Raw genomic sequence first — 26835 nt, forward strand, 5'->3', positions numbered from 1 at the left:
TTGAACCGCCTGACCGAAAAGCAGCTACAGACTCTCTCGCTGCAAAAAAACCTCGCCAAGCAAACAGTCCCCGAAGTTTCATTAACTACGGCGCTGGCCGCTGCTTTCAAGACGATGATCCAGCAGGGTGAGTTCATCACCGGCCAACGTTTACCGGCCAGCCGTGCGTTGGCTGCCTCACTCCAGCTATCCAGAGGGACCATCGAGAACTGCTACACGGCGCTGGAAACCGAGGGATACGTCTACAGAGAAGTGGGTAGGGGAAGTTTTGTCGCGCAAAGGCAGCAACCTTTGCTGGGCCTGACCAGTGAGCGCTCAGTTGTCCCCTCCGGCGACCAGGTTACATTGAGCCGGAGATCGACACAGTATGTCGGGCTTGAATCAGGCAACCTGCCACAGCAGAGGGCATTTAGCCCCGGTATGCCAGAAACTCGCAACTTTCCAATCCATACCTGGCTCAGGTTATATCAGCAAACCGTCAAAGATGAGGGGCTGTCTATCTCGGCTGGCAGCAACTTGCAGGGCAATATTCACCTGCGGGAGGCCATTTGTGACTTCCTGCTGGCCGAGCGGGGCGTGAAGGCGCAGGCCGATCGAATTCTGATTGTGAGCAGTACGCAACAGTCGCTGTCTTTATGCGCGCAGGTTCTGGCGGATGCTGACGATAGCGTCTTTATCGAAAATCCGGGGTATACCGGCGCGATTAAAGCCTTCCAGGCGGCGCAGCTCAAGCCGATCCCGATTGCCGTCGATGAACAGGGGATTTGCACCGATGAAATCATTTGCTCACAGGCTAATGCCCGATTGGTCTATGTCACCCCTTCCAACCAATATCCGACCGGGCGAGCACTTTCGCTGGCAAGGCGATTGGCATTAATTGAGGCGGCTGAAACCCGGGATATGTGGATCATCGAAGATGATTATGACAGCGAGTTTCACTACCAAGGCATAGCGACGGCCTGCTTGCAGGGGTTAGACCCCTATCAGCGCACCATTTATATGGGCACCTTCAGTAAAACCTTGTTCCCGGATCTGCATGTGGCTTATATGGTGCTGCCAGCATCGCTGGTAAAGCCCATGACCACCGCACGGGCGAATACGGACAGCCAGGTTTCGGGGATCACGCAGCGTACGCTGGCAAAACTCATTATGCAGGGGCATTACCGAGAACATGTCCTGACGATGAAGAAAATATATTCATCTCGCGTGGCGCTGTTTATTAGCGAGATAAACAAACACTGTAGTGAAAAGGTGCGGGTTATAGTGCCAAATTGCGGTTTGCAAATACTCTGCCTGGTGGAAAGTAAACGGCTTGAGCAAGCTGTTGCCCATCGCGCTGCTCAGTATAATTTAAACCTGAGAAGCCTTTCCGAGTTTTGTACTGCAGATATTCCCTTATCTGGCTGGTTGCTAGGTTTTGCGGCTCTGGATCCTATTGAGATAGCCTATAACGTCGAGCAGTTTTCCCTGTTGCTAACGCGTTGTTTAAATGGGATGGATAATTAGCCGGTGAAATGGTCCGGTGTCCATAACGGATTGGTCCATTAACCCCGCCCTATGACATCGCCTATACTTGCGCCACTTTGAACATGCAGGGGTAGGACTATGTTGATGACTAAAAATGGCGTTACCATTAGGGATATAATCGCTTCAGATAGAGCGGGTTGGGAACATCTGTGGCAGCAATATCTGCACTTTTATCGTGCCGATGTCAGTGCCGAAATCACCGAAAAAACTTTTATCCGCCTATGCCAAAAACAGGATTTGGTCGGCCTGGTCGCCGTCAACGATCAGGGGCAGATCCTAGGCTTTATGCATTTGGTTTATCACGCCTCGACGTGGAGCGATAAAAACTATTGTTATATTGAGGATCTGTTCGTTGATAAAAGCGCGCGGGGGCAAAACGTGGCGGAGAGCTTATTTAATGAAGCCTATCAACAGGCGGAAGTGAGAGAGTCAAGCCGCGTTTACTGGATGACCCAGGAATTCAACTCATCTGCCCGTTCGCTGTACGATAAAATCGGCCAAAGAACCTCATTTATTATTTATACCAAGAAATAACACTGCGTTAAAAATAAGGGGCGGGGTTTAACCGCCACTTCGCATTGATGACAAGGCCAGACGGACACCACATACAGCTAAACGGGCGTGACATGCAGCGCCCTGCGAAGTCGTGAATCGCTAACTGCCAATCGCCCAATAGGGGGTTACTCTTTAAGCAGTGCGCCCGCATAGCCCAGTTGACGCCAGGCCTCATAAACCACCACCGAGACGGCGTTGGACAGGTTCATGCTGCGGCTTTGGGCCTGCATGGGAATGCGGATCTTCTGCTGTGCGGGCAACGCATCCAGAATGCTGGTCGGCAGGCCACGGGTTTCCGGGCCAAACAGCAGATAGTCCCCAGCCTGATAGCTGACTGCGCTATGTGCTGGTGTGCCTTTGGTGGTGAGGGCAAACAGCCGCTGTGGATTTTCGCTGGCGAGGAAGGCGGCATAGTCGGCATGGCGCTTGATGCAGGCAAATTCGTGATAATCCAACCCGGCACGACGCAGGCGTTTGTCGTCCCACGGGAAGCCCATGGGTTCGATCAGATGCAGTTGGAAACCGGTGTTGGCGCACAGGCGAATGATGTTACCGGTGTTCGGTGGGATCTCTGGTTCAAATAAAACGATATTCAGCATGTAAAAAGCCCCTCATGACGAGGGGCGCAGAATAGCAAAATCTTTGGGTGCTGGCGATTAACGCTGATGCAGCGGCAACCACAGCACCAGACGCAGGCCACCCAGCGGGCTATCTTCCGCTTTCACCCAGCCGCGATGCTGATTGACAGCGGATTCGACGATGGCCAAGCCCAGCCCGGTGCCGCCGGATTGGCGATCGCGTGCTTCATCGGTGCGGTAGAACGGCCGGAAAATCTGCTCACGATCTTCCGGGCTGACGCCAGGGCCGTCATCGTCCACCACGATGGTGATCCCCTGATTATCGGCGCTGAATGCCACCGCGATGCGCGTATTGGAGTAACGCAGGGCATTACGCACAATATTCTCCAGCGCACTGTCCAGGGCACCTGCGTTGCCGTAAATCGTCCATGGGCCAGGAGGGGAAGTGACCTCCAGCTGTTTGCCCATCTGTTCGGCTTCGAAACTGGCGTTGTCCAGCACGTCGGCCCACAGTTCGTTGGCCTTCAGCAGTTCGCGTACCAGCTCGCTTTTCTGTTGGCCACGGGATAGCAACAGCAGATCGTTGATCATCGAATCCAGCCGTTGGGCTTCGGTTTCGATACGCGCCAGTTCATGGCCTTCACCGTGGCGTCGGCGCATCAGAGCGGTCGCTAACTGCAGGCGCGTCAACGGGGTGCGCAATTCGTGGGAGATATCGGAGATCAGCCGTTGCTGGGCCGTCATCATTCTTTCGAGCGCGCTGATCATCTGGTTGAAACTGGCCCCGGTGGCAAGGAATTCCTGCGGCCCGGCTTCCAGTTCAGGGTGTTGTTTAAGGTTGCCACGTGCGACATCATCGGCGGCGTTTTTCAACTTACGTGCCGGTTTGGCCAAGCTCCAGGCCAGCCACAGCAACAGCGGGGCACTGATCAACATGGTGACGATCAACAGCAGCAGCGGCCGGTCGAACATCAGGTTGATAAAATCGGACTGCGAGCTGTTGGCGGGGCGGATCAGGTACAGCTGATAGTTGTCTTCACCATCGCGCACCGAGAACGGACCAACCAGCTCGACGCGGCCATATTTTTTCTTTTGCGGTTGGTCGGAGTTGTCCGACTGGCCGATAAAGTTGCGCACGATCTGCATTTCGTTGCGCTGCGCGCCGATCACTCGCCCTTCGCTGGTCACCAACAACAGACGCTGGCCCGGCGGTGCCCATTTTTCGATGGCGCGGAACAGACGACGCCACCACATCAGGTCGTTGGCAGGATCGTTTTGCAGTTCGGCCTCGACGTGCTGTTCCAGCATCAACCCCTGCCGCTGCTCGCTTGCCAGCAGCGTGGTCATTTGGCGGGAGTCGAGTTTGGGCACCATCAACACCAACATCAGCACCAGGGCCAATGTGAACCAGAAAATGGCGAAAATGCGTGCCGTCAAGCTGTTGATCATGTTGCAGATACCATCAGGTAGCCCCGTCCGCGCAGGGTCTTGAACCAGGGATGCCCATCTTTGCGGTCTGGCAGTTTGCGGCGCAGGTTGGAGATATGCATATCAATGGCACGATCGAACGGCGTCAGGCGTTTGCCCAGCACTTCCTGGCTGAGGAGTTCACGGGAAACTACCTGGCCGAGATGCTGTGCCAGCAGATATAACAGGGTAAATTCGGTACCCGTCAGATCCAGCACCTGCCCGTCGAAACTGGCTTCCTGGCGGCCGGGGTTCAACTGCAGGCCATCAACGTCCAGCGTAGGTGCGCTGGCGTCCACATTCTGCTGCTGCTCGCTCCAGTTGGAACGGCGCAGAATGGCCCGGATGCGCGCAACCAGCTCGCGATCGTTAAAGGGTTTTGCCAGGTAGTCGTCCGCACCCAGTTCCAGGCCAAGTACCCGGTCCAATTCGCTGCCGCGAGCGGTCAGCATGATCACCGGCGTCTGGTGGTGTTGACGCAATTCTTTCAACGTATCGATACCGTTCTTCTTTGGCATCATGATATCGAGCAACAGCAGATCGATGGAGCTGTCCAGTAACGACAACGCCTGTTCACCATCGTGAGCCACGACGATGTTAAAGCCTTCCATTTCAAGCAGTTCTTTCAGCAGCGAGGTGAGCTCGCGGTCGTCGTCAACTAACAGAATTTTATTCATAAGTGATTTACCTCCTGACGCAAAATACGTCATCAACTGTTGCCATTCCATGACTTTACGTAGTTTTACATGCACTGACGCATGTTTGCAGGTGCAGCGATACACTGCTCCTCGTTGATTCGCAAAGTGAGAAAGCTCGAGGAGTAAAAATGGTTAAGGTGGCCGCAGTAGTTATGGCATCAATATTGGCATTAGGTTCTACCGCTGCCTTTGCTGCTGATACTACACCGGAAACTGTCCAACCTCCTGCTAATGATGCACTGCTGAGAGCACTTGGTCAGAATCACATGTTCGACGGCGTCCGCTTGACCGAACAGCAACGCCAGCAAATGCGCGATTTGATGCGCCAGGCCCGTTACGATCTGCCTGGTGTTAATGTAGACGAAGTGGAAACCATGCATAAGCTGGTCACCGCAGATAAATTTGATGAAGCCGCCGTGCAGGCCCTGGCGGAGAAAATGGCTCAGGAACAGGTTAAGCGCCAGGTCGAGATGGCCCGGGTACGCAACCAAATGTATAACCTGCTGACGCCAGAGCAAAAAAGTGTTTTAGACCAGAAGCATCAGCAGATGAAGCAACAGCTTTCTGGTTTGCAGCAAACTTCTGCCCAGAAGTTGAGTATGACTGAGTAATCCCCTGTTTTTCCTTGCCATAGACACCATCCCTGTCTTCCCCCTCATGATGAGGGGGTTTTTTTTATTTCATTTTTAGTGATCTCTTTAAAAAAAACAATATGTTAAATTTTCAGTGAAAGATTGCGGTTTTTCAGAAACCGTTGAGTGTGGACACTATGTGGACGCTTTCAAACCCGGATACCTGATGAATACTTATCTGGGCAGAGGGGACTAAACGTATTGCCAGGTTTTTTTGTTTAACTGACAAGTATTCCGCAACGATGGCGGGACTTTTTTTACCTGACATTCCGTTATACTGAAGCCCATAAATTTTGGTTGGGGTTTTTTATGGAACAGCAATACGCGCGGCTGGTGCAGTCTGCTGCTTTAGCTGCTACCGGGATGGCTGCCGTTCTGCTGCTAATCAAGATCGTTGCCTGGTATCTCACCGGCTCGGTCAGCCTGCTGGCGTCGTTGGTGGACTCGTTGGTGGATATTGCCGCTTCGTTGACCAATCTGCTGGTAGTGCGCTACTCGTTGCAGCCGGCTGATGAAGAACACACCTTTGGCCACGGTAAGGCGGAGTCGTTGGCAGCGCTGGCGCAAAGCATGTTTATCTCCGGTTCTGCCCTGTTCCTGTTCCTGACCGGCTTCCAGCATCTTTACTCCCCACAACCTCTTAGCGCTCCAGGCACCGGTATGATCGTCACGGTTGTCGCCTTGATCAGCACCATGATCCTGGTGACCTATCAGCGTTGGGTAGTCAGAAAAACGCGCAGTCAGGCGGTGCGGGCCGATATGCTGCATTATCAGTCAGATGTGATGATGAATGGTGCTATTTTGATAGCACTTGGGCTAAGCTGGTACGGATTTCACCGTGCGGACGCGCTGTTTGCCTTGGGCATTGGGGTTTATATTCTCTATAGCGCGCTGCGTATGGGGTATGAGGCGGTGCAATCCCTGCTGGATCGCGCCTTGCCGGATGAAGAGCGTCAGGCAATTATCGATGTGGTATCGTCTTGGCCGGGTGTGAAAGGTGCACACGATCTGCGTACGCGGCAGTCTGGGCCAACGCGATTTATCCAGTTGCATCTGGAAATGGAAGACTCCCTGCCGTTGATGCAGGCGCATATTCTGGCGGAACAGGTGGAGCAGGCATTGTTGCATCGTTTCCCTGGGGCCGACGTGATAATTCACCAAGATCCGTGTTCTGTTGTTCCTCAGGGCCGACAGGGGCATTGGGAACTATAATCAACTGGTGTAGGTCAATGTTGGGTGGATTGAAAAATGACGTTGTTAGCACGCCGTGCCATGTGAAGTTTTTTCCTTAATGTTGCGTGACCTGAATCAATTCAGCTGGGTGTTTTTGTTATAATATCCAGCAATAAAAGCCGTAAAGCTGGTTTTGCGCCGTTGGAGAGATACTCGGTGAGTCGGCGAATACAGAATTCTTAAGAAATTGCATCTACAGTTCAGAGGTAGTCATGATCAAGAAAATCGGTGTACTGACGAGTGGCGGTGACGCCCCAGGTATGAACGCTGCCATTCGTGGCGTTGTGCGTGCTGCGCTCACAGAAGGTCTGGAAGTATTTGGTATTTACGATGGCTACCTTGGTTTGTATGAAGATCGCATGGAGCAATTAGACCGTTATAGCGTGTCTGACATGATCAATCGCGGCGGCACCTTCCTGGGTTCTGCGCGTTTTCCAGAGTTCAGGGATGACAGCGTGCGCGCCAAGGCGATTGAAAACCTGAAAAACCGTGGCATTGATGCGCTGGTGGTCATCGGCGGTGACGGTTCTTACATGGGGGCGAAGCGCCTGACCGAAGAAGGTTTCCCTTGCATCGGTTTGCCTGGCACCATCGATAACGACGTTGCAGGTACCGACTACACCATCGGTTACTTCACCGCGTTGGAAACCGTGGTGGAAGCGATTGACCGCCTGCGCGATACCTCTTCATCACACCAACGTATCTCTATCGTGGAAGTAATGGGGCGTTACTGTGGCGACCTGACCCTGGCGGCGGCCATTGCCGGCGGTTGTGAATTTATCGTCCTGCCGGAAATCGAATTCAGCCGTGACGATCTGGTTAACGAAATCAAAGCCGGCATCGCCAAAGGCAAAAAGCACGCCATCGTGGCGATCACCGAGCATATCTGTGATATCGACGAACTGGCACGCCATATCGAGCAGGAAACCAAGCGTGAAACCCGTGCTACCGTATTGGGCCACATCCAGCGTGGTGGTTCACCTGTTGCCTACGACCGTATTCTGGCTTCCCGCATGGGCGCGTACTCCATCGACCTGCTGCTGCAAGGTTACGGTGGTCGTTGCGTAGGGATCCAGAACGAGAAGATGGTGCACCACGACATCGTTGACGCGATCGAAAACATGAAGCGTCCGTTCAAAGGTGACTGGTTGGAAACGGCGAAAAAGCTGTACTAACCTGCCCCTGATTTTGCTAGGCGGGCGCGTATACGGCGCTCCTACAAAAATTCAGCCGCATTACCACTTGGTCATCAATCTGGAGCCTCCGTTTTGGAGGCTTTTTTTGGTCTGTTATCGCTATATTCCAGAATGGTCTAGTACCACATTTTTTATTCTTTAATTGTGAGAGAAGTTTCTGGCAGGCTTTGATGCTAAATCAACCGTTTGAGGTTGCGTCATTTTCTGGGGAAACGGCAATGCAAAAATGGGGTGTGGGTCTGGCTTTACTGCTGTTGGCATCGGGTGCCATGGCGAAAGATATTCAACTGCTGAACGTCTCATACGATCCAACGCGTGAGTTCTACCAGGAATATAACACGGCGTTTGGTAAGTATTGGCAGCAGCAGACTGGCGATCAGGTTACCGTACGTCAGTCACACGGTGGTTCCGGTAAGCAGGCAACCTCGGTGATTAACGGCATTGAAGCGGATGTGGTCACGCTGGCGCTGGCATACGACGTGGACGCCATTGCCGAGCGTGGCCGTATTGATAAAGCGTGGATCAAGCGCTTACCGGATAACTCGGCACCTTATACCTCGACCATCGTTTTCCTGGTGCGTAAGGGCAACCCAAAACAGATCCATGATTGGGCTGACTTGGTGAAGCCTGGCGTGTCGGTTATTACGCCGAACCCGAAAACCTCTGGCGGTGCCCGTTGGAACTATCTGGCCGCCTGGGGCTATGCGTTACACCAGAACGGTGGCGATAAAGCCAAGGCTCAAGAGTTCGTCAAGGAACTGTACCGCAATGTGGAAGTGCTGGATTCCGGCGCACGTGGTGCAACCAATACCTTCGTTGAACGTGGCATTGGTGATGTGCTGATCGCCTGGGAAAACGAAGCCTTGCTGGCAGAAAAAGAGCTGGGCAAAGACAAGTTTGAAATCATCACCCCAAGTGAATCCATTTTGGCCGAACCGACGGTATCGGTGGTGGATAAGGTCGTTGATAAGCGTGGCACCCGTGATGTGGCCACGGCTTACCTGAAATATCTGTATTCACCGGAAGGCCAGACCATTGCGGCCAAGAACTACTACCGTCCGCGTGATGCAGCCATTGCAGCCAAATTCGCCGAGCAGTTTCCAAAACTGAAGCTGTTCACCGTGGATGAGACCTTTGGCGGTTGGACTGAAGCGCAGAAAGTGCACTTTGCCACCGGCGGGATCTTTGACGAAATCAGCAAGCGCTGATCGCCAATTTTTGGCCATAAAAAACCCCGGAAAACCGGGGTTTTGTTATTTCAGGCCGGATAGAATCAGGCTTTTTTCGCTTGGGCAGCGGCTTTGACGATCACGGCGAAAGCGTCTGCTTTCAGTGATGCGCCGCCAACCAGCGCGCCGTCGATGTCTGGCTGAGCAAACAGCTCTGCGGCGTTCTTATCGTTCACGGAACCGCCGTACTGGATGATCACTTCGGCTGCGACCGCAGCGTCTTGCTTGGCGATATGGTCACGGATAAATTTGTGTACTGCCTGAGCTTGCGCTGGAGTGGCAGATTTACCGGTACCGATAGCCCATACTGGCTCGTAAGCGATGACGGTGCCTTTGAACGCTTCTGCGCCCTGAGTTTTCAGCACGGCGTCGATCTGGCGCGCACAAACTTCTTCGGTTTTACCCGCTTCGTTTTCTGCTTCGGTTTCACCGATGCACAGCACTGGGATCAGGCCAGCGGCTTTCAGCACGGCAAATTTCTCTGCGATCGCTGCGTCGGTTTCTTTGTGATAGGTACGGCGCTCTGAGTGGCCGATGATGATGTATTGGGCACCCACGTCTTTGAGCATGGTGGCAGAAACTTCACCAGTAAAGGCACCAGACAGGTTGATGTCGACGTTCTGTGCGCCCAGAGCGATGCGGCTGCCACCCAGTTCGTGCTTGGCCAGATCCAGATACATGACTGGAGGTGCGATGGCAACGCCACAACCGTCAACGCTGCTCAGTTCTTTACGCAAGGCGGCGATCAGTTCGTTAACCATGTGAACGCTGCCGTTAAGCTTCCAGTTACCCATTACTAATGGATGACGCATGTGTTTTCCTCCAAAAAGGGGACGCGAGAGTCTAAATGACAACTGCCGGACAGGCAGTTTACCTGCCCAACAGTATAGAGATGAATCAGTGCAAAGGCTTTGCTTTTTGTCATTAATTGCTGGGGTATCATGGCTCGGATAGCGTTAGCTTAATCGGTTCAACGGCGAAAGTTATCCCCTTATCGCCGTTATCTGCCACCACATAGCGTATTGCCCCGACCTGTTGCTGGTAGAAGTAGGAGCCTTTGCCTTTTTCCAGCAGGTTGTTCACCTTGATGATGCTTTCTTCCACGGTGAGCGCCGGTTCAAACTGGCGGCTCAGGGCCGCCATGTAGTTCACCGCGATGGCTCTGGCCGCTTTTTCTTCGCCATCCTGCAGCAGCAAATGGGTAATTTGCATGGTTTTGATTTTACCGGTGCCCTTTTCCAGCGCGGTAGAGGCGTACAGGTTTTCATTAATCTTGCTGGCCGCGCGGGTCAGCAAAGGGGAGTCATCTTCTCTGGAGGGGACGACGCGGAATTCACCAATCGGCAGCGTTGGGTTGTCGCGGTTGTACTTTTCGCGAAATTGCACCACCGTCAGATCGAAAGTGGGCGCGCCAGCCAGCAAGTAGGGGGCGTTTGCCGGTACTTCGGTAGGCGTATCCGGTGGAGCGGCCCAAGCATTGCCGATGGTGGAGCACAGGCAGGCTATAACAATGATTTTTTTCAGCATGGTATACGGCATCGGTAACAAGGATGACTCCGATTAAAACGATAATCTGGGCGAATTGTCAAAAATTCCGCGTGATTGTCGTTTGCTGACGCAAGGCGGTGCGATGGTCTGCGCTTTGCCGGGGCTAGCTCTACCCGGTATGGCCTATGTTACACTGCAGCGCAGAATATGGGCAGGCCAAGAGTGCATGAATCGATGACCTTACAGCAATGGTGTTTTTCATTTAATGGCCGCATCGGGCGGCGCGACTTCTGGATCTGGATGGCAGTCTGGGTGGTGCTGATGGCGGTGGCTTTCACGTTGGCCAACTACGATGTGGTGGCGATCCAGACTATCGCTTTTTGCATTGTGGCGCTGTTGTGGCCAACGGCGGCGGTGCTGGTCAAGCGCCTGCACGATCGAAATAAAAAGGGCTGGTGGGCGTTGCTGCTGATCCTGGCGTGGATATTGGCGGCCGGTAACTGGCAGATGTTGGCGCCAGTCTGGCAGTGGGGCGTGGGGCGTTTTATTCCGACGCTGATTGTGGTGATGATGACGATCGATCTGGGGGCTTTTCTTGGCACCCCAGGGGATAACCGATTCGGGCCAGAGGCCGAACCGGTAAAATTCCGCTGAACTACCAGTAATGCTCGCTGGTGATATGGCCAGGCTTGCGGCGCAGGTGTTTGCGCATCTGGTACTTCTCTTTCAGCGTTTGCTGGGTATCTCGCACCATCTGCGGGTTGCCGCACAGCATCACATGGCTGGTTTCGGCATCCAGGGTCAAACCTACCGCCGCTTCCAGCCGCCCGTCCTCCAGCAGAGTCGGAACGCGCCCGGTCAATGAGCCTGCTACCTCTTCGCGGCTGACCACGGTTTGAATACGCAGCTTGCCGTTAAAACGCTGTTGCAGCTGCTGCATCAGTGGCAGGTAGCTGAGATCGCGGGCAAATCGTGCAGCGTGCACCAGCACCAGATTGTTGAAGCGCTCCAGATCTTTGCCTTCTTGCAGAATCGACAGATAAGGGCCGATGGCGGTGCCGGTCGCCAGCATCCATAAGGTGTCGCAGTCTGGCACTTCTTCGAGCACAAAGAATCCGGCGGCTTCTTTGGTGACCAGCACTTCAGCGCCGGGCTGCAACTGATGAAGTCGTGGGCTGAGTTTTCCTTCCGGCACCGTGACCAGATAAAACTCCAGGTTGGGATCGCTGGGGGCATTAACGTAAGAATAGGCGCGCTGAACGCGCTCGCCGTCGATTTCCAGAGACAGCTTGGCAAACTGCCCGGCGGTGAAACTGTCGATCGGGGCATTGACGGTGATGCTGAACAAGCCATCGGTCCAATGTTGTACCCCTGTCACTTTGCCATTAACCCATTCAGCCATACTTTTAACGCTCCCGTGGTCGGATCAAATAAGCACAATGTCGTGAGCCGGAGATGGCATGCGCGGTGCGTTCTATCCGGTAGCCTTTACCAAACAGGCGATGGAACAGCTGCAGTTCGGAGTTACACAGGTTGCTGCAAGTATGGGCCGCCACGCCGATCGGACAGTGGTTTTCCACCAGTAACATACCCTGTGGGCTTTCCAACAGTTCCGCCATGTAGCCGTCGCGTTGGCGCAGGCTAACCAAGCGGTTGAGCTTGCCGAGATGGTCTTCTTCCTCAGCCAGCTCATCAGCGTACCGGTGATAGAGTTTATCCTCCCGTGCACGGATCAGCTTTTCTATGCCTTCGGCGCCGAACAGCTCATGTGCCGACTCCAGCAAAATAGCCGAAAGCCGATCGTGTCCGTCGGCAAACTGGGCGTGGCCCTGTGGGGTCAGCGACCAGTAACGCGTCGGGCGGCCTACTTTGGCACGTGTTTCCTCGTAGCAAACCAGCTCACGTTGTTCAAGGGATTGCAGATGCTGGCGGATCCCCATCGGCGTGATTGCAAGCCGTTCTGCCAGCATTTTGGCAGAATGAGGACCCAAGGTTTTTAACTGCAATAAAATCAGCTCTGGTGTTTTCATAAAACCCAAATCCCTGTGGCAGTATCTTATTTCAAGTTGATGGAAATAATTATCGATTAAGTGTTAAAGCCAAACTTCTGCAAGCTTATCATTTTTAACTCTTTCCTGTTACACGTACAGTTTGATTTACGAGACTGGTAGCGGGAGGTGCCAGTGTGACGGCGATCTATATTTGCCTGAAACTCGCTAAAAAAATTAGATTTGTTAGCTTATGCGACGCTGAGAAGCTGCTCTGTGGTTCCTCCTGGGTTATTGGGCAGGGTTGAGTGTCGTAATACTGAATAAGTTAATGAAGATAATGAGAAAAGTTGAGAACTTCCACCTGTTGGTGATGCTGATCCTGCTGGTTGCCGTCGGTCAGATGGCGCAAACCATTTATGTGCCTATTATCGCTGATATTGCCCGCGATCTCTCGGTGCCTTCCGGCTCCGTGCAGCGCGTCATGGCGGCTTATCTGTTGACCTACGGCTTCTCACAGTTGATCTATGGGCCGCTTTCCGATCGCATTGGCCGCCGCCCGGTGATCCTGGCGGGCATGATGATTTTCCTGCTCGGTGCTTTGGGCGCTTTGCTGGCCAACAGTCTATCGATGTTGGTGGCCGCCAGCGCTGTTCAGGGAATGGGGACCGGGGTGGCGGGTGTGATGGCCAGGACCATGCCGCGCGATCTGTATGCAGGCACTTCCCTACGTTATGCCAATAGCCTGCTGAATATGGGCATTCTGGTCAGCCCACTGTTGGCTCCGGTGATTGGTGGGGCGTTGGCGATGGTGTTTGGCTGGCGGGCCTGTTATGCCTTCCTGCTGGTGTTGTGCGCCGGTGTGGCGTTTGCCATGTTCCGTTGGTTGCCGGAAACCCGGCCACAGCAAACGGAAAAACGCCGCATGTTTTCCAGCTTTCGCCAACTGCTGGCGGACGGAACCTTCAGCTGCTATCTGGTGATGTTGATCGGCGCTCTGGCTGGCATTGCCGTATTTGAAGCCAGCTGTGGCGTATTGATGGGCGGGGTGTTGGGGCTGAGCGGTTTGACCGTCAGTATTCTGTTTATCCTGCCGATCCCGGCGGCGTTCTTTGGTGCCTGGTATGCCGGGCGTGACGGCAAATCCTTCCACAGCCTGATGTGGCATTCGGTGATCAGTTGCCTGTTGGCGGGGTTGATGATGTGGATCCCAGGTTGGTTCGGGGTGATGAATATCTGGACGCTGATCGTGCCTGCGGCGCTGTTCTTCTTCGGTGCCGGGATGCTGTTCCCCTTGGCGACCACCGGTGCGATGGAGCCGTTCCCTTATCTGGCTGGGGCGGCGGGTGCCCTGGTGGGCGGCATGCAGAATATGGGGTCTGGCCTGGCGACCTGGCTGTCGGCCATGCTACCGCAAACCGGGCAGTTCAGCCTTGGGTTGCTGATGTTTGCCATGGCGTTGCTGATTTTGCTGTGCTGGTGGCCGCTATCGAGCCGTATGCAGCATCAGGGACATACCGCCTGATAGAATCAGGGGCGCGTGCTGCGCCCCTAGGCGTTATAGCAGGAATTCGTGCAGCGCTGCGTCTTTGCGATCCAGATAGTGGGTTGAACGGATGCGGCGGATAGTGCGCGATTTACCCCGGATTAACAGGGTTTCGGTGGTGGCCATATTGCCTTTGCGGCTGATGCCCTCCAGCAGATCGCCCTTGGTGATCCCGGTCGCGGCAAAGATCACGTTATCGTTGCGCGCCATTTCATCCAGCACCAACACCTTACCGGCTTCGATGCCCATTTCTTTACAGCGGGCCAGTTCCTGCTCGCCGATACGGCGATTATCTTCGTTATCCCCTTTGACCTGATGACGAGCCAGCAGGCGGGCTTGCATATCGCCATCCAGCGCACGGATCACCGCAGCGGAGATCACGCCTTCCGGTGCGCCACCGATGCCGTACATCACATCCACTTCGCTTTCCGGCATACAGGTCAGGATCGACGCGGCGACATCACCGTCGGGAATAGCGAAAACCTTCACCCCGAGCTGCTGCATTTCTGCGATCACCGCATCGTGGCGTGGTTTAGCCAAGGTGATCACCGTTAGCTCCGTCAGTGGCTTGCCTAGGCAGGTAGCGATGTTATTCAGGTTGGTGGCTAGCGGTAAGTTGAGATCGATCACCCCACGCGCCTGCGGGCCGACGACCAGCTTTTCCATGTACATATCAGGAGCGTGCAGGAAGGTGCCGCGATCGCCTACTGCCAGAACCGCCAGCGCATTGGATTGCCCCATTGCGGTCATGCGCGTGCCTTCGATGGGATCGACGGCGATATCCACCGCATCGCCCAGCCCGGTGCCGACGTTTTCGCCGATATACAGCATCGGGGCCTCATCAATCTCACCTTCACCGATCACGATCCGGCCATCGATATCCACCCTGTTAAGCATAATGCGCATGGCATTGACGGCGGCACCGTCGGCGGCGTTTTTGTCACCACGGCCCAACCATTTATAACCCGCAAGAGCGGCGGCTTCGGTAACGCGGGAAAATTCGATGGCTAATTCACGTTTCATGGCAAACCTGTCAGTGAGTAAAGGGAAGAGAATATCGGCAAAGTTTACCACAGGGGGGAGGCGGCAGGGGGAGGCAAAAAAAACGCTGCCCGTAGGCAGCGCTGTTGCAGGGTAAAACGAATCAGTCGTGATCTTCCCAGGCTTGCGCACGAGCCACAGCCTTTTTCCAGCCGCTGTAACGGACATTACGTTCGGTAGTTTCGATACCCGGACGGAATTCACGCTCGATGTTGGCTTTGCTCTTCACCTCATCCAGATCGCTCCAGTAGCCAATCGCCAGCCCGGCCAGATAGGCCGCACCCAACGCCGTCACTTCACGCACCTCAGGACGCTCGACACGGGTGCCGAGGATATCGGATTGGAACTGCATCAGGAAGTTGTTGGCTACCGCACCACCGTCCACACGCAGCGATTGCAGACGGGTATTGGCATCGGCCTGCATGGCATCCAGCACGTCGCGGGTCTGGTAGGCGATAGACTCCAGCGTGGCGCGGATGATGTGGTTACTGTTGACGCCACGGGTCAGGCCGAAGATCGCGCCACGGGCATACGGGTCCCAGTAGGGGGCACCCAGGCCGGTAAAGGCGGGCACTACGTAGACGCCATTGCTGTCTTTGACCTTGGTGGCGAAGTATTCGGAGTCGGCGGCATCGCTGATCAGTTTCAGCTCGTCGCGCAGCCACTGGATTGAGGCTCCGCCAATAAACACCGCACCTTCCAGCGCATAGTTCACTTCTCCGCGTGGGCCGCAGGCGATAGTGGTCAGCAGGCCGTGGCTGGAGCGTACTGCCTCTTTACCGGTATTCATCAACAGGAAACAGCCGGTGCCGTAGGTGTTTTTCGCCATCCCCGGCTGGACGCAGAGTTGGCCATACAGCGCCGCCTGCTGGTCACCGGCGATCCCGGCGATAGGAATACGCGTCCCGCCTTTACCCCCGATGTTGGTCTGGCCATATACTTCGGAAGAAGGGCGGACTTTAGGCAGCATGGCGCGCGGGATATCCAGCGCTTCAAGCATACGATCGTCCCAGTCCAGCTCATGGATGTTGAACATCATGGTACGCGAGGCATTGGTGTAGTCGGTTACGTGAACCCGCCCTTGGGTCATCTTCCACACCAGCCAGGTGTCGACGGTACCGAACAGCAGTTCACCGCGCTTGGCACGTTCGCGCGCGCCTTCGACGTGGTCGAGGATCCATTTGACCTTGGTGCCCGAGAAGTAAGGGTCAACTACCAGGCCGGTGTTGTGGCGGATATACTCTTCCAGGCCATCACGCTTGAGTTTTTCACAGATGTCGGCGGTGCGACGGCACTGCCAGACGATAGCGTTATAAATCGGCTTACCGGTCTCTTTTTCCCAGACGATGGTGGTTTCACGCTGGTTGGTAATGCCGATCCCGGCGATCTGGTCTGAACTGATATCGGCTTTGGCCAGCACTTCGACCAAGGTGGAACTTTGTGAGGACCAGATCTCCATCGGGTCGTGCTCTACCCAGCCGGCCTTCGGGTAGATCTGCGTAAATTCACGCTGTGAAACCGCAACAATATTGGCATCGTGATCGAGCACTACAGCACGTGAACTGGTGGTTCCCTGGTCGAGGGCGACAATATATTTTTTCTCGGTTGTCATAATTTTTAGTCCTACTGTGGTTAACCGTTTAAAGCCGTGCCAATCACGCTTTACGTTGTTCTGATTTAGGGGCGGGTTGCTCTTCCTCGAAGCAAACGTCACAAGGCAGATGGCGACCGATCAGCGCGCGATAACCAAAGGCGCCCAAACCGGCACCGACGATAGGGCCGAAGATTGGCACCAGGAAGTAAGGGATGTCACGAGCGCCGGTGAAGGCCACCTTGCCCCAACCTGCCAGGTAGGCGAACAGTTTCGGGCCGAAGTCACGAGCCGGGTTCAGTGCAAAGCCGGTTAATGGTCCCATAGAGGCACCTATGACGGCAATCAGAATACCGATCAACAGCGGTGCCAGCGGGCCGCGTGGAATGCCGTTGCCGTCGTCGGTCAGCGCCAGGATCAGGCACATCAGGATGGCGGTGATCACGGTTTCTACCAGGAACGCCTGGCCAACGGAGATATGCGCGTTGGGATAAGTCGAGAAAATGCCGGCCAGCTCAAGGCTTTCGTTGCTGCCACGTACCATCTGGTGGGCGGCTTCAAAATCGAAGAACAGACTGTAATACAGCCCGTAGACCAGTGCTGCCGCGCAGAAGGCACCCGCAATCTGCGCAACGATGTAAGGAAGTACTTTGCGTCCATCAAAGCAGGCAAACAGCCACAGCGCGAGCGTGACGGCCGGGTTCAGGTGAGCACCGGAAATGGCGGCGGTCAGATAGATGGCCATCGCCACCCCCAGGCCCCAAATGATGCTGATTTCCCACTGGCCGAAGCTGGCACCTGCCAGTTTCAGCGCTGCAACACAGCCTACGCCAAAGAAAATCAACAGACCGGTGCCGAGGAATTCAGCGATGCACTGGCCTTTTAAGGTCGGACTGATGGTTTGGCTCATAATATTATTGTCCTGCAGACGACGGTTATAGGTTATCTAGGCTTGGCGCGTTAGCGTTTTGGCCTTGAGCTACAGAGTTTTTCTTTACGTCCCCTTATCGGTTGAGGATGTGATGTAAATTTATCGTTAACGAGCATAAACGAGAAATAGCGAAATCAAAATGTGTGTACTTCGTCATAAAATTGAGCGAATTCGCGTTGTTCGGTGTTCTTTCTGCGCCATAAAAAGGTGATCTGACCAGTTATTTTGTCTCTATTTGTTAACAACCCTGCCGTTTGGCAACGGTGACTTTCAGCTTTGACCGATAGCCACAGTCGGAAAATTGCAACAGAGTGCGCCTTGGGTCGGTATGTTGCTAGACACTGGGGGGCTGGCTACTTACAATCGTTTTTATTGCGGGAAAGGTTTTATCGAGACAGGCGCTGGGCCTGTTGGTTACGCGAGCATATTCGCAGTAGCTGCAGCTAAGGTTGCGGCGCTACTTATGGATGTACGCCTTGCTATCATGAGGGGACTGAAGAATGTCATTTGAAGTGTTTGAAAAACTGGAAGCAAAAGTTCAGCAGGCGATTGATACCATCACGCTGTTGCAGATGGAAATTGAAGAGCTGAAAGAGAAGAATAATTCCCTGTCTCAGGAAGTTCAGAGCGCTGCGGGTAACCACGAGTCACTGGTGCGTGAAAACCAGCAGCTGAAAGAAGAGCAGCACGTGTGGCAAGATCGCCTGCGCGCATTGCTGGGCAAAATGGAAGAAGTCTGATCCATTAGCACCAACGAAAAGGGCGCCTCAGGCGCCCTTTGTCATTTTCTGCGGTTACTCGATATCGAGCGGATCTTCAGAAAGGATGATGCCGGTGTTGTCGGCATAAAGATGATCGCCAGAGAAGAAGGTAACACCGCCAAAATTAACGCGGATATCACTTTCGCCTATCGCTTCGCTGGTGGCCCCTACCGGGATCGCTGCCATCGCCTGAATGCCGATGTCCAGTTCTTCCAGATCGTCCACCTGGCGCACTGCACCGTAAACCACGATGCCTTCCCATTCGTTCTGAGTCGCCAGACGGGCCAGCTCCGCGTCGATCAGGGCACGGCGTACCGAGCCGCCGCCGTCGATCACTAACACGCGGCCACGGCCGTTTTCTTCGAGCAGTTCAAACAGCAGGCCGTTATCCTCAAAGCATTTCACCGTAGTGATTTGCCCGCCAAATGAAGTACGCCCGCCAAAGTTGGAGAACAGAGGCTCAACTACGTTGACCTCTTCCTGATAGATATCGCAAAGTTCGGAAGTATCGTATTTCATAGGATTTTACGTCTGTTTGCCGCTGGAATAACCAGTATATCCCTTTATGCGCCCTGTTGGCAAAATCATCAGTGCCAGGATGCGTTCTGGCACCCAAGTCTCAACTAACTGAGCACCACGCCGATGGCAAACAGCACGTTGGCAAGCAAGGCAGCCTTGACCATATGTTCCAGCATAGGGCGCATACCGACGGCCGTAGGGTCACGTAAGACACGCATGCCGTGGCGATACAGCAGCGGGATGGCCAACACAAACAGCCAGCCCCACAGGCTGTGCAGGTTAAGCAGGGTAAACAGGGCAAAGCAGACCACGGCGGCGATCAGCAGCGTTGCGTGGTAATAGCGTGCATTCTGTGGGCCAAGGCGGACGGCCAGGGTATTTTTGCCGTTAGCGCGGTCACTTTCGATATCGCGCAGATTATTGATGTTCAATACCGCCGCCGCGAGCAGTCCACAGGCGGTGGCTGGCAACATCACGACGCTATCGAAAGTGTGAGTCTGTAGATAGTAAGTGCCAGCCACGCTGAGCCAGCCGAAAAACACCAATACCGAAATATCGCCCAGCCCCAGATAGCCGTATGGTTTGGTACCCACGGTGTAGGTAATGGCCGCAACAATCGCTAACCCGCCCAGCACCAGGAAGCCCACCACATCGCTGGGTTTTTCACAGGCGACGGCGATTAGCCAGCAACCGGAAATGGCGATCAGCACCACCGTCAGCATCAAGGCCCGTTTCATCTGGCTTTGGGTGATCATGCCCTTTTGCATGCCGCGCAACGGGCCGATACGATCTTCTTTATCGCTGCCTTTTACCGCATCGCCGTAATCGTTGGCCAGGTTGGAGAGGATCTGCAGCAGACCTGCGGTCAGCAGAGCCAGCAGCGCCACGCCGGGCTTCAGGCTGCCCTGCCAGGCGGCGATCGCGGAACCGACAACGATGGAGGCAAAGGCCAATGGCAGGGTGCGTGGTCGTAAACTTTCCAGCCAGGCTCTGGCCGGGGTGGTGGTGGTTGATGAGCTCATATTTCGCTTCAGTAAGTCAAAAGACGGTGTCCGTTAAAAATAAATGTGGGAGGCAATGCCTCCCACAAAGATAACTGACAGGACAGTGATAGAGCGATTATAGGATAAAACGACTCAGATCTTCATCCGCTACCAGCTCATCCAGGTGATTGCGCACATATTCGGCGTCAATTGTAATGGATTGGCCGCCAATTTCACTCGCATCGTATGAAATATCTTCCATCAGACGTTCCAGCACGGTGTGCAGACGACGCGCGCCGATGTTTTCGGTGCTTTCGTTAACCTGCCAGGCGGCTTCGGCGATGCGGCGGATACCGTCAGTGGTGAAATCGATGGTGACGCCTTCGGTGGCCATCAACGCTTTGTACTGCTCGGTTAATGATGCGCTTGGTTCGGTCAGGATACGTTCAAAATCTTCCGTGGTCAGCGCTTGCAGCTCAACGCGGATGGGCAGGCGGCCTTGCAGTTCCGGGATCAGGTCGGAAGGGCTGGCAGTCTGGAACGCGCCGGAGGCGATAAACAGAATGTGATCGGTTTTCACCATGCCGTGCTTGGTCGATACCGTACAGCCTTCCACCAGCGGCAGCAGGTCGCGTTGGACGCCCTCGCGGGACACGTCCGGGCCGGAACTCTGGCCGCTACGCTTACAGATTTTGTCGATCTCATCGATAAACACGATACCGTGCTGCTCAACCGCTTCCACCGCCTGCTCTTTCAGCTCTTCCGGGTTTACCAGCTTGGCCGCTTCTTCTTCGATCAGCAGCTTGAAGGCTTCCTTGATCTTCACTTTACGCGGTTTCTGTTTCTGCCCACCGAGGTTTTGGAACATCGATTGCAACTGGTTGGTCATCTCTTCCATGCCCGGAGGCGCCATGATTTCCACGCCCATCGGGGCCGAAGCCAGATCGATTTCGATTTCTTTATCGTCCAACTGGCCTTCACGCAGTTTCTTGCGGAATGCCTGGCGAGCGGCAGAGGGTTCATTCTGCTCTTCTGCCTGGCCCCAGTTGTTCTTGGCCGGTGGGATCAGCACGTCAAGAATGCGTTCTTCTGCCATCTCTTCCGCACGGGTGCGGTTTTTCTCGATCGATTGCAGACGCACCATTTTCACGGCGGCATCGGTCAGATCGCGGATGATAGAGTCCACTTCTTTACCCACATAGCCCACTTCGGTGAACTTGGTGGCTTCTACCTTGATGAAGGGAGCGTTGGCCAGTTTAGCCAGACGACGGGCGATCTCGGTTTTACCGACGCCAGTTGGGCCGATCATCAGAATATTTTTTGGGGTCACTTCGTGACGCAGCATCTCGTTGAGCTGCATCCGGCGCCAGCGGTTGCGCAGGGCAATGGCGACAGCACGTTTGGCTTTGTTCTGGCCAATGATGTAGCTGTCCAGTTCGCTGACGATCTCGCGCGGGGTCATCTCAGACATGGTATTCGATCCTTACGCTTTGGAAGGCAATTCTTCAATGGTGTGGAAATGGTTGGTGTAAATACAGATGTCACCGGCGATGGTCAGGGATCTTTCCACGATTTCGCGGGCGCTCAGTTCGGTATTTTCCAACAGCGCGCGGGCGGCCGATTGGGCATAAGGGCCACCGGAGCCGATCGCAATCAAATCATTTTCTGGCTGAATTACGTCACCGTTACCGGTGATGATCAGCGAGGCATTCTCATCGGCTACCGCCAGCAGTGCTTCCAGCTTGCGCAGCATGCGGTCGGTGCGCCAGTCTTTTGCCAGCTCAACGGCCGCTTTCACCAGATGCCCCTGGTGCATCTCCAACTTGCGCTCGAACAGTTCGAACAGGGTGAAAGCATCAGCGGTACCCCCGGCGAAACCGGCAATCACTTTGTCGTTATACAGGCGACGGACTTTTTTGACGTTGCCCTTCATTACCGTGTTGCCCAGTGTGGCCTGGCCATCGCCACCGATCACTACCTGGCCGTTGCGGCGTACGCTTACAATTGTTGTCACGAGCAGACCCTCGTTGCGGACGGAAAGAAGTCCCCGCAGCCTCTGCGTTGGCAGAGGCTACGAGGCATATTGAGACTATAGATGGGGGGAGATTGACGCTTTTCAACCCCCAACGGAGAGGGGAATGCAACTTGACATGCCCATGCCCTTCAGGCGCGCCAGGGTTTTGTCTGCGGCGGCGCGGCTGCTGTATGGGCCGAGCATCACGCGATTCCAGCCACCGCCTGCGGTAACTCGGCTTTCAACCCCTTCAAACGCCAGCTGTGCCCGTACCGACTCGGCCTGATCGGCTGCGCGGAACGAACCACATTGCACCATCCACTTCTGCTTCGACTCCGGTTTGGTTTCCGGCTTGGCCGCTTCCGTTTTCACTTCTGGCTTCGCTGCTGCTTCCGGCTGACGAGTCTGCACTGGCGGAGTCACGGCCTGTGGTTTTGGTTGCTGTACCTGCGGTTTCGGCTGCTGCACGGGTGCTGCGCCGTTGTTGAACGGGTTGCGAGGCTGAGTGACCTGCTGTTGCTGTACCGGTGGTGCCATCTGTTGCTGTACCGGCGGTTGAACCTGTTGCTGCCGGCCACCGTTACGCAGCTGTGAAGGATCGTTATAAGGCACTTCAGACAGCTGCGTTGGGCGCTGCTGCATATCGGCCTGCATCTGCTCCAGCAATTGGCGCTGTTCATCGGTCAACTGAGTTTTGGAATTGACCTCTCCCCCGGCTGTCGGTTCGGTAGGTGTTTTGACGCCGATCTGGCGGTTCTCCAGCTCTTTGATGTAACGCCAACGCTCTTCCGGCTTCGGTGGCAGGCCGTTGCCCGGGCGTGTGCCATGCGTAGGTAAAATCGGCGTTTCATCCGGTTTGTTGTGGGTAATGAAATAAAGACCACCGATAAAGACAACCAGAATGGCGACGGCAAGCGCCACCACGGTTTTGGATACCTTTGGAGAACTGCGTTTTTTACGGCTGGGGGTCTTGCGCCGCGCTGCTCCTGAGCGCCCGCGGCCTACATAGTCTCTCTGTGCCACTATAATTCCGCTGTGTCGTGATGAGGTTAAAACCTATCCTCTAGCTATTTTATCGGCCATTTTGCATCAGCTTACTGCCCTGTAGGTGTAGGCAGGCTCCGGGGAGCGGTTCTGGCAAAATGACCACAACAATGATCATTACGCCGGTTTGGCCGGCGCTGGGTCAGCCATGTTACTTAACCCGAAAATATTTGACTAGCGTTTAGGGGCTGCGGTGCTGCCTCTGATGATCAATTCAGTGTCCAGTAGCCGGGAGCCGCTGTTCACGGTTTGTCCATGCAACTGTTCCAACAGCAATAACATCACTTGCTGACCAATCTGGAAACGGGGCTGTGCCACGGTGGTCAGTGGGGGATCGCAATACTGCGCCAGTTTGATATCGTCAAAGCCGACAATTGACAGATCCTGCGGTACCCGCAAGCCCAGTTTTTTCGCCTGGGACAATACGCCGATCGCCATGACATCGCTGTGGCAAAAGACCGCCGTTGGCGGTTTCGGCAGCGCCATCAGTGAGGCTAATGCCTGTGCACCGGCTTCGTAGGTGAAATCACCACGGGTAATATAGCTGTTTTCGACGCTAATGCCATTACGGCGTAGCGCCTGAATGTAACCCTGCAGCCGGTAATGGCTCAGCGGCATCTGCTCTGGCCCGGCGATACAGGCGATCTGTTTATGACCGAGCTGGTGCAGATAATGTACGGCTTCAAACGCGGCGGTCAGGTTGTCGATATGTACCGTTGGCAGCTCCAGTTCCGGTGCAAATTCGTTGGCCATCACCATTGGCGGCAGGTTGCGCTGCTCTTCCTTGCTGGCGTCGAAAGGCAGGTTGGAGCCGAGCAGCACCATGCCATCGATTTGTTTGGTGATGATAAGATTGACGAAGGTGCGTTCCTGCTGGTTCTGTTGCGCACAGTCTCCGATCAGTACCAGGTAACCCTGCTGTGCGGCCGTTTGCTCGATCCCCTGGATCACGTCGGCAAAAAACGGATCGCAGATGTCCGGGACGATCACCAGGATGGTGCGGGATTCATTGCGTTTGATATTGCGTGTCAGGGCATGAGGGGAGTAACCCACGGCCAGCACGGCCTGTTCCACTTTCTGGCGCGTTGGCGTTGACACCTTTTCCGGATTCATCAGCGCACGCGACACGGTTGCCGTGGAAACGCCAGCCATTTCGGCAACGTCTTTCATGGTCGCCATGGGTAATTCTTGCTTGTGTTCCAACGCCTTTCTCCTTGCGTCAGCACCCGGCTAACGCGGTTACTTCAGTTTACTCACAAATGCTGGCATGCATGTGGTGGTGTTATTATTTTTAGCGTCATCCACACTCAAGCATTCCATTGCCTGGCTGAAAAATGCCTTCACCGACATTCTAAACAGATTACGGGCCGCATTTGTTACCTAATTTGCATGAAAAGTGTGACGCAGGAAGGTTTTTTCGTGTTCGCTCGCAAATTGTGGTGTAAACGTTTGCTTCTAATAGTGGAATTGAGAATTTTCCTAATCAACTATCAATGGGATCAACGTCTAACGTCCATTTAACTTTACGTGCCTGTGGCAGGGTGCCAATCAAAGGTAACGTGCTTTTTATCAGGTGCTGTAACAGTTTTCTGGACGGGTGCTGCAACAACAACTGCCAGCGGAAGCGGCCCCCGCGTTTGGGTTGTAGGGCCGGAACCGGGCCCATTACCCACAGCGAATCATCCTTCAACGGGCTGGCTTCCAACAGATTGCGTAGCTGCTGTAAGAACAGCGGTGCCTGCTGATTATCGTGATCTTCCGAACGCACGATGATGTGGCTGGTGTAGGGCGGCAGGAAGACACTGTTACGCTCGGCCAGGGTTTGCTTGGCAAAGGCATCGTAGCCCTGTTGCAGCAAGATTTGCAGTAGTGGATGCTCGGGGTGATGGGTTTGCAGCAGCACCTCGCCCTGTTTGCCCGCCCGCCCGGCACGGCCTGAAACCTGAGTATAGAGCTGGGCAAAACGCTCGGCGGAACGGAAATCGGCGGAGAATAGCGCGCCGTCCACGTCGAGCAACGCCACCAGGGTGACATCCGGGAAGTGGTGGCCTTTGGCCAGCATTTGTGTGCCGATCAGGATACGCGGGCCGCCACGGTGAATATCGGCCAGATGCTGTTCCAGTGACCCCTTGCGGCTGGTGGTATCGCGATCGATACGGGTAATGGCGGTTTCCGGGAACAGGGGAGCCAGTTCGTTCTCCAGCTGTTCGGTGCCGACGCCGACGGAAACCAGGTTGGTGGTACCGCACTGCGGGCACTGATGTGGCACCGGGCGCTGGCTGTCGCAGTGGTGGCAGCGTAGCTGGCGTTGATGCTGGTGGAACGTATAGTAATGGTCGCAACGCTGGCATTCGGCGATCCAGCCACACTCATGGCACAGCAGCGCAGGGGCATAGCCGCGCCGGTTAAGGAACAGGATCACCTGATTGCCGTTCTTCAGGTGGTGCTGCATGCTTTTCAGCAGGGGCTGAGAGAGCCCGACCTTCAGCGGCAGGCCTTTCAAATCGATCAGATGCTGATTGGCCGGTTTGGCGTTGCCCGCCCGCTGGGTCAGTTTGAGCTGACGGTATTTGCCTAACTGCACGTTGTGCAGCGTTTCCAGCGCCGGTGTCGCCGAACCCATCACCAGCGGGATATTTTCGGCGTGAGCGCGGAACACCGCCAGATCGCGAGCGTGATAGCGCCAGCCTTCCTGCTGCTTATAGGAGCTGTCGTGTTCTTCGTCGATGATGATCACCCCAAGACGTGAGAAGGGGGTGAACAACGCCGAGCGGGTGCCGATCACAATGGCGGCTTCTCCGCTGCGCGCACGTAGCCAAACGGCCAGCCGTTCGCTGTCGTTCAGGCCGGAGTGCAGGACTTCTACCGGCGCGTTGAAGCGTTCGCGAAAGCGAGCGATGGTCTGCGGAGTCAGGCCGATCTCCGGCACCAATACCAGCGCCTGTTTACCTTTCGCCAGAATATTTTCCAGCACGCTGAGGTAAACCTCGGTTTTGCCGGAGCCAGTGACCCCGGCCAGCAGCCAGGCGGCAAACTGGTCGTCTTCACTGCGGATTGCGCCCACGGCGGTGGCCTGTTCGGTATTAAGCCGCAGCCGTTCACCCAGTACGGCAAAGCCTGGCCGCCAATCCTGAGTTGCCACCGTTTGCGAACGCAGGTCGATCAAGCCTTTGGTGCGCAGCGCCTGGAGTGCGCTTTCCGTCAGCTCCAGTTCGCTGACCTGATGGCGGTATACCGGGCGTTGCAGCAGTGCTGCCAGAGCCTGTTGCTGTTTTGGCGCACGCTTCAGGCTTTCTGGCGGGGTGGCGCGCCCCTGCTCGGTAGCAAACCATTGCCACAGCGGGGCAGCCTCTGCGGGCTTACCCTGACGTAACAGAATGGGCAGCGCATGGAACAACACTTCACCGATCGGATAGTGATAGTAATCGCTGGCCCACAGCAGGATGCGCCACAGACTGGCGGTGAACAGGGAGTCGTTATCCAGCAGGCTATCGATGGGCTTGAGCCTTTCCAGCGGTAGTTCACTGCTCTCGCTGCTGCCGGTGATGATGCCTATCGCCCGTTGTTTTCCCCAAGGCACACTGACGCGCGCGCCGATGACCGGCTGCAGGCCGGCGGGCAGCAGATAATCGAAGGTGCGGGCAAGGGGAACCGGTAGAGCAACGTGTACAACAGGCATGTGGCTGTCCAGGTAGAAAAAAGTGTTGGCTAGTTTACACGGTAGGTTGGCAAATGTACGGATCCGATTGCGCGCTACATTTTATTCTGTATAATTTGCCGCCTTTGGTATAATCCCATATCAAAACCTATTATC

The 26835-nt window shown here is 55.0% G+C and carries 26 protein-coding genes; 9 read left to right on the plus strand and 17 right to left on the minus strand.

The window, feature by feature from the left end; translation table 11 throughout:
• Both ABIE29_RS16915 and ABIE29_RS16920 read left to right on the plus strand, forming a co-directional pair.
• Positions 1-1506, plus strand: coding sequence for a PLP-dependent aminotransferase family protein (locus tag ABIE29_RS16915; RefSeq protein WP_429619833.1), 1506 nt, complete (start codon positions 1-3; stop codon positions 1504-1506).
• 99 nt (positions 1507-1605) lie between these two features.
• Positions 1606-2061, plus strand: coding sequence for an N-acetyltransferase family protein (locus ABIE29_RS16920; RefSeq protein ID WP_429619834.1), 456 nt, complete (start codon positions 1606-1608; stop codon positions 2059-2061).
• A 146-nt stretch (positions 2062-2207) separates the two neighbouring features.
• Here ABIE29_RS16920 and trmL read toward each other — a convergent pair whose 3' ends face one another.
• Genes trmL through cpxR form a run of 3 tightly spaced genes read right to left on the minus strand, consistent with a single transcriptional unit; the run spans position 2208 to position 4804 of the window.
• Positions 2208-2681 (minus strand): tRNA (uridine(34)/cytosine(34)/5-carboxymethylaminomethyluridine(34)-2'-O)-methyltransferase TrmL, encoded by a 474-nt coding sequence (gene trmL / locus ABIE29_RS16925; RefSeq protein ID WP_261156553.1) that lies wholly within the window; start codon positions 2679-2681, stop codon positions 2208-2210.
• 57 nt (positions 2682-2738) lie between these two features.
• Positions 2739-4109 carry an envelope stress sensor histidine kinase CpxA gene (gene cpxA, locus ABIE29_RS16930; protein WP_429619835.1) on the minus strand — a complete coding sequence of 457 codons (1371 nt, stop codon included), beginning with the start codon at positions 4107-4109 and terminating at the stop codon, positions 2739-2741.
• Positions 4106-4804 (minus strand): envelope stress response regulator transcription factor CpxR, encoded by a 699-nt coding sequence (gene cpxR, locus ABIE29_RS16935; RefSeq protein WP_429619836.1) that lies wholly within the window; start codon positions 4802-4804, stop codon positions 4106-4108. The genes cpxA and cpxR overlap by 4 nt, the downstream gene beginning before the upstream one ends.
• A 149-nt stretch (positions 4805-4953) precedes the next feature.
• Between cpxR and cpxP the strand changes: the two genes are divergently transcribed.
• From cpxP to ABIE29_RS16955, 4 genes are all read left to right on the plus strand, one after another.
• Positions 4954-5436 carry a cell-envelope stress modulator CpxP gene (gene cpxP, locus ABIE29_RS16940; RefSeq protein WP_429619837.1) on the plus strand — a complete coding sequence of 161 codons (483 nt, stop codon included), beginning with the start codon at positions 4954-4956 and terminating at the stop codon, positions 5434-5436.
• Between the two features lie 330 nt (positions 5437-5766).
• Complete coding sequence (gene fieF / locus ABIE29_RS16945; protein WP_429619838.1) at positions 5767-6669, plus strand: CDF family cation-efflux transporter FieF; 903 nt, start codon at positions 5767-5769, stop codon at positions 6667-6669.
• 233 nt (positions 6670-6902) lie between these two features.
• Positions 6903-7865, plus strand: coding sequence for a 6-phosphofructokinase (gene pfkA, locus ABIE29_RS16950; protein ID WP_024527901.1), 963 nt, complete (start codon positions 6903-6905; stop codon positions 7863-7865).
• A gap of 239 nt (positions 7866-8104) precedes the next feature.
• Positions 8105-9094 carry a sulfate ABC transporter substrate-binding protein gene (locus tag ABIE29_RS16955; RefSeq protein ID WP_429619839.1) on the plus strand — a complete coding sequence of 330 codons (990 nt, stop codon included), beginning with the start codon at positions 8105-8107 and terminating at the stop codon, positions 9092-9094.
• Positions 9095-9159: 65 nt separating this feature from the next.
• Here ABIE29_RS16955 and tpiA read toward each other — a convergent pair whose 3' ends face one another.
• Both tpiA and ABIE29_RS16965 read right to left on the minus strand, forming a co-directional pair.
• Complete coding sequence (gene tpiA / locus ABIE29_RS16960; RefSeq protein WP_429619840.1) at positions 9160-9927, minus strand: triose-phosphate isomerase; 768 nt, start codon at positions 9925-9927, stop codon at positions 9160-9162.
• Between the two features lie 127 nt (positions 9928-10054).
• Positions 10055-10642: a DUF1454 family protein gene (locus ABIE29_RS16965; RefSeq protein ID WP_429619841.1), complete on the minus strand. Its 588-nt coding sequence runs from the start codon at positions 10640-10642 to the stop codon at positions 10055-10057.
• A 195-nt stretch (positions 10643-10837) separates the two neighbouring features.
• On the opposite strand from ABIE29_RS16965, the gene ABIE29_RS16970 reads away from it, so the two are divergent.
• Complete coding sequence (locus ABIE29_RS16970; protein ID WP_429619842.1) at positions 10838-11257, plus strand: DUF805 domain-containing protein; 420 nt, start codon at positions 10838-10840, stop codon at positions 11255-11257.
• A 1-nt stretch (position 11258) separates the two neighbouring features.
• Here ABIE29_RS16970 and fpr read toward each other — a convergent pair whose 3' ends face one another.
• Together fpr and ABIE29_RS16980 are read right to left on the minus strand one after the other, a co-directional pair.
• Positions 11259-12005 carry a ferredoxin--NADP(+) reductase gene (gene fpr / locus ABIE29_RS16975; protein ID WP_429619843.1) on the minus strand — a complete coding sequence of 249 codons (747 nt, stop codon included), beginning with the start codon at positions 12003-12005 and terminating at the stop codon, positions 11259-11261.
• 4 nt (positions 12006-12009) lie between these two features.
• Positions 12010-12633, minus strand: coding sequence for a helix-turn-helix transcriptional regulator (locus ABIE29_RS16980; protein ID WP_429619844.1), 624 nt, complete (start codon positions 12631-12633; stop codon positions 12010-12012).
• Positions 12634-12931: 298 nt separating this feature from the next.
• Here ABIE29_RS16980 and emrD point away from each other — a divergent pair, with 298 nt between their 5' ends.
• The gene (emrD, locus tag ABIE29_RS16985) at positions 12932-14116 is read left to right on the plus strand and encodes a multidrug efflux MFS transporter EmrD (protein ID WP_429619845.1); all 1185 of its coding nucleotides are present in this window, start codon (positions 12932-12934) and stop codon (positions 14114-14116) included.
• A 33-nt stretch (positions 14117-14149) separates the two neighbouring features.
• Here the strand turns inward: emrD and glpX are convergent, their stop codons facing one another.
• The 3 genes from glpX to ABIE29_RS17000 form a co-directional block, all read right to left on the minus strand.
• Positions 14150-15160 (minus strand): class II fructose-bisphosphatase, encoded by a 1011-nt coding sequence (gene glpX / locus ABIE29_RS16990; RefSeq protein WP_429619846.1) that lies wholly within the window; start codon positions 15158-15160, stop codon positions 14150-14152.
• A gap of 121 nt (positions 15161-15281) precedes the next feature.
• Positions 15282-16790: a glycerol kinase GlpK gene (gene glpK / locus ABIE29_RS16995; protein WP_429619847.1), complete on the minus strand. Its 1509-nt coding sequence runs from the start codon at positions 16788-16790 to the stop codon at positions 15282-15284.
• A 43-nt stretch (positions 16791-16833) separates the two neighbouring features.
• Positions 16834-17679 carry an MIP/aquaporin family protein gene (locus tag ABIE29_RS17000; RefSeq protein ID WP_429619848.1) on the minus strand — a complete coding sequence of 282 codons (846 nt, stop codon included), beginning with the start codon at positions 17677-17679 and terminating at the stop codon, positions 16834-16836.
• A 521-nt stretch (positions 17680-18200) separates the two neighbouring features.
• On the opposite strand from ABIE29_RS17000, the gene zapB reads away from it, so the two are divergent.
• Positions 18201-18440 carry a septal ring assembly protein ZapB gene (gene zapB, locus ABIE29_RS17005; RefSeq protein WP_021181887.1) on the plus strand — a complete coding sequence of 80 codons (240 nt, stop codon included), beginning with the start codon at positions 18201-18203 and terminating at the stop codon, positions 18438-18440.
• A gap of 54 nt (positions 18441-18494) precedes the next feature.
• Here the strand turns inward: zapB and rraA are convergent, their stop codons facing one another.
• The 7 genes from rraA to priA form a co-directional block, all read right to left on the minus strand.
• Positions 18495-18980 carry a ribonuclease E activity regulator RraA gene (rraA, locus tag ABIE29_RS17010; protein ID WP_021181888.1) on the minus strand — a complete coding sequence of 162 codons (486 nt, stop codon included), beginning with the start codon at positions 18978-18980 and terminating at the stop codon, positions 18495-18497.
• 104 nt (positions 18981-19084) lie between these two features.
• The gene (locus ABIE29_RS17015; RefSeq protein ID WP_024527907.1) at positions 19085-20002 is read right to left on the minus strand and encodes a 1,4-dihydroxy-2-naphthoate polyprenyltransferase; all 918 of its coding nucleotides are present in this window, start codon (positions 20000-20002) and stop codon (positions 19085-19087) included.
• A 97-nt stretch (positions 20003-20099) separates the two neighbouring features.
• Positions 20100-21434 carry an HslU--HslV peptidase ATPase subunit gene (hslU, locus tag ABIE29_RS17020; protein ID WP_429619849.1) on the minus strand — a complete coding sequence of 445 codons (1335 nt, stop codon included), beginning with the start codon at positions 21432-21434 and terminating at the stop codon, positions 20100-20102.
• A gap of 12 nt (positions 21435-21446) precedes the next feature.
• Positions 21447-21977: an ATP-dependent protease subunit HslV gene (gene hslV, locus ABIE29_RS17025; protein ID WP_429619850.1), complete on the minus strand. Its 531-nt coding sequence runs from the start codon at positions 21975-21977 to the stop codon at positions 21447-21449.
• Between the two features lie 102 nt (positions 21978-22079).
• Positions 22080-23000 carry a cell division protein FtsN gene (gene ftsN, locus ABIE29_RS17030; protein ID WP_429619851.1) on the minus strand — a complete coding sequence of 307 codons (921 nt, stop codon included), beginning with the start codon at positions 22998-23000 and terminating at the stop codon, positions 22080-22082.
• Positions 23001-23195: 195 nt separating this feature from the next.
• Positions 23196-24224 (minus strand): DNA-binding transcriptional regulator CytR, encoded by a 1029-nt coding sequence (gene cytR / locus ABIE29_RS17035; RefSeq protein WP_429619852.1) that lies wholly within the window; start codon positions 24222-24224, stop codon positions 23196-23198.
• Between the two features lie 280 nt (positions 24225-24504).
• Positions 24505-26700 (minus strand): primosomal protein N', encoded by a 2196-nt coding sequence (priA, locus tag ABIE29_RS17040; protein ID WP_429619853.1) that lies wholly within the window; start codon positions 26698-26700, stop codon positions 24505-24507.
• Between the last annotated feature and the right edge of the window lie 135 nt (positions 26701-26835).

It is taken from the genome of Serratia sp. 2723 (genome assembly GCF_050434425.1).
GTDB lineage: Bacteria > Pseudomonadota > Gammaproteobacteria > Enterobacterales > Enterobacteriaceae > Chania.